Raw genomic sequence first — 5,914 nt, forward strand, 5'->3', positions numbered from 1 at the left:
AAGAGCCCGCGACGGCGGCGGTCCCCGATGCGAAAGGCCGATTCGGCGAATTCGGCGGCCGCTTCGTCCCCGAAACACTGACCCGCGCACTCGATCAATTGGCCGAAGAATACGAACTGGCCAAGAAAGATCCGGAGTTCCAGCGGGAGCTGGACGGATTGTTGAAAACGTTCGTCGGCCGCCCCAGCCCGTTCTACCACGCCCGGCGCCTCTCCGAAGCCGCCGGCGGGGCCCAGATTTGGCTCAAGCGCGAAGACCTCAATCACACCGGGGCGCACAAGATCAACAACACCCTCGGCCAGGCGTTGCTGACGCTGCGAATGGGAAAAACGCGCGTGATCGCGGAAACCGGCGCCGGCCAACACGGCGTCGCCAGCGCGACCGCCTGTGCACACTTCGGGTTGCCCTGCACGGTCTACATGGGTGCCGAAGACATTCGCCGGCAAAAACCCAACGTGTTCAGCATGCGACTGATGGGTGCGACGATCAGCCCCGTCGAATCCGGCTCGCGAACCCTTCGCGATGCCGTCAACGAAGCGATGCGCGACTGGATGTCCTCGGTCGAACACACGCACTACATCATCGGCAGCGTGATCGGCCCCCACCCGTTCCCGATGATGGTCCGCGATTTCCAAGCCGTGATCGGACGCGAAACGCGCGACCAGTCGCTGGAAGTGTTTGGCAAGCTGCCCGACTGCGTGGTCGCCTGTGTCGGCGGCGGCAGCAACGCGGCCGGGATGTTTTACCCCTTCATCGAAGACGAGGGCGTGCGATTGGTCGGCGTCGAAGCCGGCGGGCGGGGCAGCAACCCCGGCGATCATGCCGCCCCCATGACGTTCGGCTCCCCCGGCGTCCTGCACGGCAGTTACAGCTACGTGATGCAAGACGAAGACGGCCAAACCTGTGACGTGCACAGCATGAGTGCCGGGTTGGACTACCCCGGCGTCGGACCCGAACACAGTTACTGGAAAGACACCGGCCGCGTCGACTACATCCAGTGCGGTGACGCCGACGCCATGGACGCGTTTGACAAACTCGCACGCAGCGAAGGCATCATCGCCGCCCTGGAAACCAGCCACGCGTTGGCCAAGGCGATGAAACTGGCCGCCGAGATGCCCAAATCCGAAAATCTGGTCGTCTGCCTGTCCGGACGAGGCGACAAAGATGCGATGGAAATCGCGCGACTACGCGGCGAAGACTTCTAGGCTGACATCGCAACCGCCGAAGATGTTATTCTTTCTAAACTCCGCTGGGACGCCCAACTGGGCGGTTCATCACAACAGCGGGCCGATATCGTCAATATCCTGCGTACGCTTGCAGATTCAATTGACATGGAATATCTACATCGACACGTGGGAGAACACGGCGAGTCTCTGAAAGAACTGCTCGACCAGGTCCACCAATGACCGACACCAACCGCATCTTGGGAACCAAACTCGAAGACCGCATCGCGATGGAAACCGAAGCCGGCCGCGAATCACTGCGAGTGTGGCGCGACATTTGGCGAAACATGACCGGCGAGCAACGGATCGCGAAAGCATTCCAGCTGACCGAAGAAGTGAGACAAGTCATGCGAGCCGGGATTCGCAGCCGGAATCCCGAGGCGAGCGAAGAACACATTCAGTATCTGTACGTCAACCAGCTGCTGGCCGCTCACGGTACCTCCCTGGAACAAATCAAACATCAACAAAAGGAAGATCGAACTCGATGATCAAACTCACTTGGCTCTCACACGCAAGCTGGCTGATCGAAACCGCGGGCGCCCGGATTTTGCTGGATCCATTTTTCGCCGATAACCCCAAAGCTCAAGTCTCGGCCGATCAGTTCGCCGATGTCACGCATGTGCTCGTCTCCCACGGCCACGCCGATCACGTCGGCGACGTCGCCGCGGTGCTCAAACACTCCGGCGCCCAATTGATCGCAACCTGGGAGATCGCCGAATGGTTCAAAAAGAACCACGGATTTGAAAACGTCGTCGCCATGAATGTCGGCGGCAACGTCGCGCTCGGGGATGGAACCGCGAAAATGGTCCCGGCGCTGCACAGCAGCAGCTTGCCCGACGGCTCCTACGGCGGATCCGCTGCGGGATTCCTGCTGAAATTCGAAACCTTCCGCGTCTATTTCGCCTGCGACACCGCCTATTACAGCGACATGAAATGGTACGCCGGCGGTGCCGATGTCGCCGTGATCCCGATCGGGGACGTGTTCACCATGGGGATCCACGACAGCATCGAAGCGATCAAATTGATCGAACCCAAAGTGGTGCTGCCGACCCACTACAACACCTGGCCGCCGATCGAGCAAGACGCCGCCGCCTGGGCCAACCACGTCATCGCCGAAACCGATTCCAAACCGGTGGTTCTGAAAGTCGGCGAAACCCACACGCTCGAATTGGTCCGTGGCCTGTAACACCTGACCGCGACGTTCAATGAAGTAACCCTCCCGTGTGCGGGAGGGTGACTTCACATTCATACCGAACCGACGGCTTAACTTGGTGCCTATGGGGTCGAGCGGGAGGGTTCTCAGGGCCGATGCGTCACTCCTCCTCGATCTCGCGGACCCAGACCTCATCGTTTTCGACCTTGACCTCAAAACAATCCGTTTTGACCCGCGGATTGTCTTCCCAGGTGCCATCGACGATGCAGAATCGCCAGGCGTGCCAGGGGCACGTGACCGTGGTCCCCTCGACGTGCCCTTCGGCCAACGATGCCCCCATGTGGGGACACAGGTCGTCGATCGCGTGCCAGCTGCCGTCTTCCTGACGAAACACGGCGACCATTCGGCCGTCAACCGGGACCGCTTTTCCGCGGCCGATCTCGAAATCGTCCACTTTGCCAACAGATTCAAATTCGCTCACAGCTCGGATGCACCTTGTCTTTTTCGGTTTCTCTTGCGTTGGTAGCCTTGTACCGACCACACTTTAGGCATTCCACTGAAGACTCACCACACCCGCACACGCGAATCGGCATTTCGGAATGATCAACCATCAGCGACGCAAACTGCTTGAATCCCGCGTTTGGCCGCACGTTCAAACACCGGCCCAATACGTCGGCGGCGAACGAAATATCGTTGTCAAAGACCATCGCGGCGTCCGCGGAAAACTGGCCGTCGGGTTTCCCGATGCCTACACGATCGGCATGAGCCACCACGGATTGCAGGTGCTCTACTCGCTGATGAACCGCCGCGACGATTGGTGTGCCGAACGTGTCTTCACGCCCTGGCCGGACATGGAGCAGTTGCTGCGAAAACACGAAATCCCGCTGTACACCCTGGAAACCTTCACCGCGCTGTCAGAATTTGACGTCGTCGGGCTCAGCCTGCAGTACGAAATCAGCTCCCCGAACGTCTTGACGATGATCGACCTGGGCGGGATTCCCCTGGAATCGGTCGACCGCACGATGAACGACCCGCTGTTGGTCGCCGGCGGACCGTGCTGCCAAAACCCCGAGCCGATGGCGGATTACTTTGACGTGATGATCACCGGCGACGGCGAACCCGCCCTGCCGACGGTCTGCGACCTGTGGCTGGAGATCAAAGAGAGCTACCGCCGCGAGGATGGCACGTTGCCCGACGGCGAAGAAGGAAAACGGCAACGCAGCGACGCCCTGGCCAAAGTCGCCAACACGCTCGAGTACGCCTACGTGCCACGGTTTTACCAGCCGACCTACAAAGACGGACGCATCGCGTCACTTGAGCGCGTCCGGGACGACGTCCCCACCACCTTCGCCCCCAGTGTGATCAGTGACCTGGACGGAATCCCCCTGCCCACCGATCCGATCGTGCCCTACATCGAATGTGTGCACGACCGAATCGCCCTGGAAATCATGCGCGGCTGCCCCCACCTGTGCCGGTTCTGCCAAAGCACCGTGATCAAACGCCCGTTGCGAATCCGCGAAGTCGACACGATCGTCGATGCCGCCTGGGAAAGTTATCTGAACACCGGCCATAACGAAATCAGCATCCTCTCGCTCTCCAGCAGCGACTACCCGCATTTCGAACCGCTCGTCAAACGGCTGCACGAAGTCTTCAAGCCGCTCGGTGTGAACATCAGCGTGCCCAGCTTACGCGTCAACGATCAATTGCGATCGCTGCCCCAATTGATCGGTACCGATCGACGCAGCTCGCTGACCCTGGCGCCCGAAGTCGCACGCGATGACATGCGCGAACAAATTCGCAAGAAGATCAAAAACAGCGACCTGATCGAAGGCTGCCGCAACGCATTCCAAAACGGCTTCGACAGCGTCAAACTGTACTTCATGTGTGGCCTGCCCGGCGAGCGACCGGTCGACCTGGACGGCATCGTCGACTTGGCCGAAACTATCGCCACGGTCGGCAAGGAAGTCAAAGGTCGCTACGCACGCGTCACCGCCAGCGTGTCCAACTTTGTCCCCAAAGCCCACACGCCGTACCAGTGGAACGGCATGCAAAGCCGTGAATACTTCCACTGGGCGCACAAGTACATGTGGAGCCGCCGCAAGATCCGCAGCGTCAACATCAAGTGCCACAATGTCGAAACCAGCCTGCTCGAAGGCGTCCTCAGCCGCGGCGATCGACGCACCGGCAACGCCATCCGCCTGGCCTGGGAACGCGGCGCGCGGATGGACGGCTGGACCGAACACCTGGATCCCGATCGATGGTGGTCGGCCATCGAAGACGCCGGCATCGACGTCCAACGACAAGTCCACGAGAAATACGAACTGCTGGACAAATTGCCCTGGGACCACGTCAACGTCAAATTCGGTCGCGCCTACCTGGAAAAAGAACAAGGCAGAGCCACCGTCCAGCTCGAAGCCCTCGCCAACGCGACTTAGGTTTCAGGTTTCAGGTTTCAGGTTTCAGGTACTCAGTACTCAGTTTTGAAACTTGAAACCGCCCCTACTCCCCCATCCACGGTTCGATGTGCAGATGCACGTCCCTGACTCTCGGCATGTTGGCCAACAGCCGATTCTTGACTTCGTGCCCGATGCGGTGGCCTTGATCGACGCTTAACTGGCCGTCGACTTGAACGTGGATCTCGATGAAATACTCCAGCCCGCTCTTGCGGACCCGCAGCTTTTCGATCTCTTTGACCTGATCGACATCCGCGGCGATGTCACGCACCTTGGCCACGGTGGCCGCGTCCGCCTGCTGGTCCATCAATTCTGCCGCGATCGCTAAAAACATCTTGGCGCTGGTCATCATCAACACGCCGCAAACGCACAAGGCCGCGACGGGATCCACGTACGGCCCGAACGCGCCCAGGTACGGTGCGGCGAACAAACTGATCGCGATCGCGCCCGACCCCAACGCGTCGCTGCGGTGATCGAGCGCGGTGGCGCGAAGCGCTGCCGAACCGAGACGGGTGGCGACGTGCGATGTGTACCGAAACAGCGCTTCCTTGATCACGCTACAAACCGCCGCAATCACGCCGGCCGACCAGTGCGGGATCGCCTGCACCACAGAGAACTGCCGGATCGTCTCGATCGCCAAAATTCCGGCGCCGAACATCACCAGCAACGAAACACCGAACCCTGCAATCGATTCGGCCTTGGTGTGCCCGTAGGGATGATCGTCGTCTTCTTCCTGCTCGGCGACGTGCAACGCCGCGCGAACGGCAACCGAACTGGTCACGTCCCCGATTGAATTGACCGCGTCGGCGATCAATGCGGAACTTCGCAAAACCAGCCCGCCGGTCATTTTGGCAACGACCAACACGACGTTCACGCTCAGACCCCAGATCGCGGCGCGTTTGGCATCAATGTAAACACGATCGCGGACCGCGATCGATGCTTCATCTCGTGGGGGACTGAGCGACACGCGAATGCGGAACCAGGAACGGTGGCGGGGAAGGAGGTCAGAACGAAGCCTTATAAGTTACCCGACTTTTTGCCCGCACGTCGATCCTGCGGCTATCGGTGACCTAGGGTTTCGCGCC

At 60.2% G+C, this 5,914-nt stretch carries 6 protein-coding genes; 4 read left to right on the forward strand and 2 right to left on the reverse strand.

Going from position 1 to position 5,914, the window contains the following annotated elements:
- From trpB to ABX749_RS18790, 3 genes are all read left to right on the forward strand, one after another.
- A partial coding sequence (gene trpB / locus ABX749_RS18780; RefSeq protein WP_372897308.1) for a tryptophan synthase subunit beta occupies positions 1-1,205 on the forward strand: 1,205 nt, incomplete at its 5' end.
- Positions 1,206-1,402: 197 nt separating this feature from the next.
- Complete coding sequence (locus tag ABX749_RS18785; RefSeq protein ID WP_372897309.1) at positions 1,403-1,711, forward strand: hypothetical protein; 309 nt, start codon at positions 1,403-1,405, stop codon at positions 1,709-1,711.
- Complete coding sequence (locus ABX749_RS18790) at positions 1,708-2,409, forward strand: metal-dependent hydrolase (protein WP_372897310.1); 702 nt, start codon at positions 1,708-1,710, stop codon at positions 2,407-2,409. The genes ABX749_RS18785 and ABX749_RS18790 overlap by 4 nt, the downstream gene beginning before the upstream one ends.
- A gap of 127 nt (positions 2,410-2,536) precedes the next feature.
- On the opposite strand, the gene ABX749_RS18795 is transcribed toward ABX749_RS18790, so the two are convergent.
- Positions 2,537-2,857 carry a Rieske (2Fe-2S) protein gene (locus ABX749_RS18795; protein ID WP_372897311.1) on the reverse strand — a complete coding sequence of 107 codons (321 nt, stop codon included), beginning with the start codon at positions 2,855-2,857 and terminating at the stop codon, positions 2,537-2,539.
- 118 nt (positions 2,858-2,975) lie between these two features.
- On the opposite strand from ABX749_RS18795, the gene ABX749_RS18800 reads away from it, so the two are divergent.
- On the forward strand, positions 2,976-4,811 hold the full coding sequence (locus ABX749_RS18800) for a TIGR03960 family B12-binding radical SAM protein (protein ID WP_372897312.1): 1,836 nt from the start codon (positions 2,976-2,978) through the stop codon (positions 4,809-4,811).
- Positions 4,812-4,875: 64 nt separating this feature from the next.
- On the opposite strand, the gene ABX749_RS18805 is transcribed toward ABX749_RS18800, so the two are convergent.
- On the reverse strand, positions 4,876-5,796 hold the full coding sequence (locus ABX749_RS18805; RefSeq protein WP_372897313.1) for a cation diffusion facilitator family transporter: 921 nt from the start codon (positions 5,794-5,796) through the stop codon (positions 4,876-4,878).
- Positions 5,797-5,914 lie beyond the last annotated feature (118 nt).

This window comes from Stieleria sp., assembly GCF_041595215.1.
Classification (GTDB): Bacteria; Planctomycetota; Planctomycetia; order Pirellulales; family Pirellulaceae; genus Stieleria; species Stieleria magnilauensis.